Genomic DNA, 2,118 nt, shown 5'->3' with positions numbered 1-2,118 from the left:
CAAAAAGTGTGCGTGTTGCCTGATAGCTCGTCAATTCGGGAAAGCTTTTGTCTCAATCCGATTTATTCAACAAAGCCGGTGGAAAGCTGACAGTCCCTTGTGCCACAAAGCTTGAGTAAGGTGTAGCGGTATTAGGAACAGCTATTTAGTCAGTCCTTGTCGTTTCAATACCGGTTTTAAAGGTGATGTCCGTATGATTTCGCAGATAGTTGATGTAGGGTTAGAGCTACAGTACGGTATTGGCTTGTAGAGGCATCATCCAGAGATGCCAGTACCGGACAATACCTACAATCTTAAATCGATTAACAGCACTAAGGTAATTGATTATATTTTATTTTTTAGATACTATTATCAACGGCTATGATTCAGGATTTAATATATTCAATAGTAATAATTAGCGGCAGTTATCATTCATAGAGGTGATAATGTTTTGTAGATGCTTGATTGATTAAATTAAAAGGAATTTGATATGGCAAATGATATTTTTCTCACATTGAAAGGTGCGAAGCAAGGATTGATTACTGCGGGATGCTCCACTAAAGATTCAATCGGCAACTTATACCAATCTGGACATACAGATCAAAGTTATCTTTATCAACTAAGTCATTCAATCAGTAGAGAGCAGCACGTTAATCATCACCCATTTGTTATAGTTAAACCAATTGACAAGTCTTCGCCTTTAATTGGCATTGCAATATCTAACAATGAACGCTTGGATGCTCTTATCGAGATATATAGAACCAACCAGAATGGTGGGCGTGAATTATTTTACTCCATTAAACTGACTAACGTTACGATTATGGACGTTAACATATTTTATCCTAATTCATCGACCCACAACGAATCACAACCGCAAGAGAGTATATCACTGAAGTACGAAAGCATTTCTTGGCAGCATCACATTGCTGGAACCAGTGGTTATAGTATTTGGGATGATAGAATCTACTAATGAAAAAGACAACAAGTGTTAATAGACTCCTTTTGGAGTCTTATTTCACCAAAAGTGAAATTAAAAAAATAAAGAATAATGCTGATGTTTATCAACTTGATATCATTGATTCAGTGATGGATATAGGAAAAAGAACACTAAGGGCAAGTATTATTTTAGGGGCGATTCTGACAATTTTCACGATTGGAACAATTATGAAAGATGGTCTGTTTGGTTTTGGGATGATAGTTTTTATGTTTTGCATGGTTGCAATACCTTCTTATTTCTTAACGCCAATGAGACTCTACATTAAGTCCTTATATTTTTTCGTTAATAAAAAATATCAGTAGGGTTATGCTTTAATTGGCAGGTTCACACTTGAATTAATTATTTCATTGTGCCCGATATAGTAACGTAATCACCTACTATCTCCAATGAGAGTGAGAATTTCTCCATGGTTTTAAAGCCAGTAACCGAATCGTTATACATAGCATAATATAATCTTTCAGTGTCTACTCTTCTGCCACCTATATCTAACCAGCTTCTACTATTTGGTACTAAGACCTTGCCAAATAAAGCTTTCAACGAAAGGGATAAATCTATACCTGCATATAGAATATCACCACCACGTTCACCATAACCAGCATTAGTAGATGCCCAGCGATATAAGTCTCTTAAATAACCGGTATGTTCCTCTCCGGTGAAGAAGTATTGCACATTCTCGTAAATATTATTAGTGCCATGGCAAATTAGCAAAACGCCCGTAACGCCACTAACTACCGTGACTTGTGAGGCTATTACCATTGCTATTCCTGATGTCAGTTGTGATATTCCTGCGACAACGCCGATTGCTTTAACAACATATGTGTATATGCCATTTTCTTTCTTTATTTCCAAATATACGGCTCTGGTTGCTTTATTAAGTTGTAATGACTCATACTGCATTCTTAAAGAGTCATGTTCAGCTTTTAGACAGACAAATGCATTACGCTGTCCTTCTTGAGTCGTTGCTGCACGGCAAGTCGAAATATGCTGATTAATCAGGTCGTCAATTTCTTTTTGAAATGAAAATCTTGATTGCGCATTTTTTAGGTAAAAAGCAGATGCTCTGTTTGATCTTACCCACTAACAATGGACACACGACTAAGCGAGGGTCTGGTTTTCAAATTGTTCCGGGCTGAGTCCGCCAC

3 protein-coding genes are annotated in these 2,118 nt (G+C 37.0%); 2 read left to right on the top strand and 1 reads right to left on the bottom strand.

Annotation, left to right across the window (positions count from 1 at the left end; genetic code table 11):
* The first annotated feature begins 469 nt into the window (after nucleotides 1-469).
* Together KAJ71_RS23130 and KAJ71_RS23125 are read left to right on the top strand one after the other, a co-directional pair.
* Complete coding sequence (locus KAJ71_RS23130; RefSeq protein WP_248947786.1) at nucleotides 470-949, top strand: Hcp family type VI secretion system effector; 480 nt, start codon at nucleotides 470-472, stop codon at nucleotides 947-949.
* Complete coding sequence (locus KAJ71_RS23125; RefSeq protein WP_248947785.1) at nucleotides 949-1,278, top strand: hypothetical protein; 330 nt, start codon at nucleotides 949-951, stop codon at nucleotides 1,276-1,278. Before KAJ71_RS23130 ends, KAJ71_RS23125 begins: the two co-directional genes overlap by 1 nt.
* A gap of 37 nt (nucleotides 1,279-1,315) precedes the next feature.
* Here the strand turns inward: KAJ71_RS23125 and KAJ71_RS23120 are convergent, their stop codons facing one another.
* Nucleotides 1,316-1,957, bottom strand: coding sequence for a DUF4225 domain-containing protein (locus KAJ71_RS23120; RefSeq protein ID WP_311295086.1), 642 nt, complete (start codon nucleotides 1,955-1,957; stop codon nucleotides 1,316-1,318).
* Between the last annotated feature and the right edge of the window lie 161 nt (nucleotides 1,958-2,118).

It is taken from the genome of Serratia silvae (assembly GCF_023282985.1).
Classification (GTDB): Bacteria; Pseudomonadota; Gammaproteobacteria; order Enterobacterales; family Enterobacteriaceae; genus Chania; species Chania silvae.
This window is presented reverse-complemented; position numbering and strand designations above follow the sequence as displayed.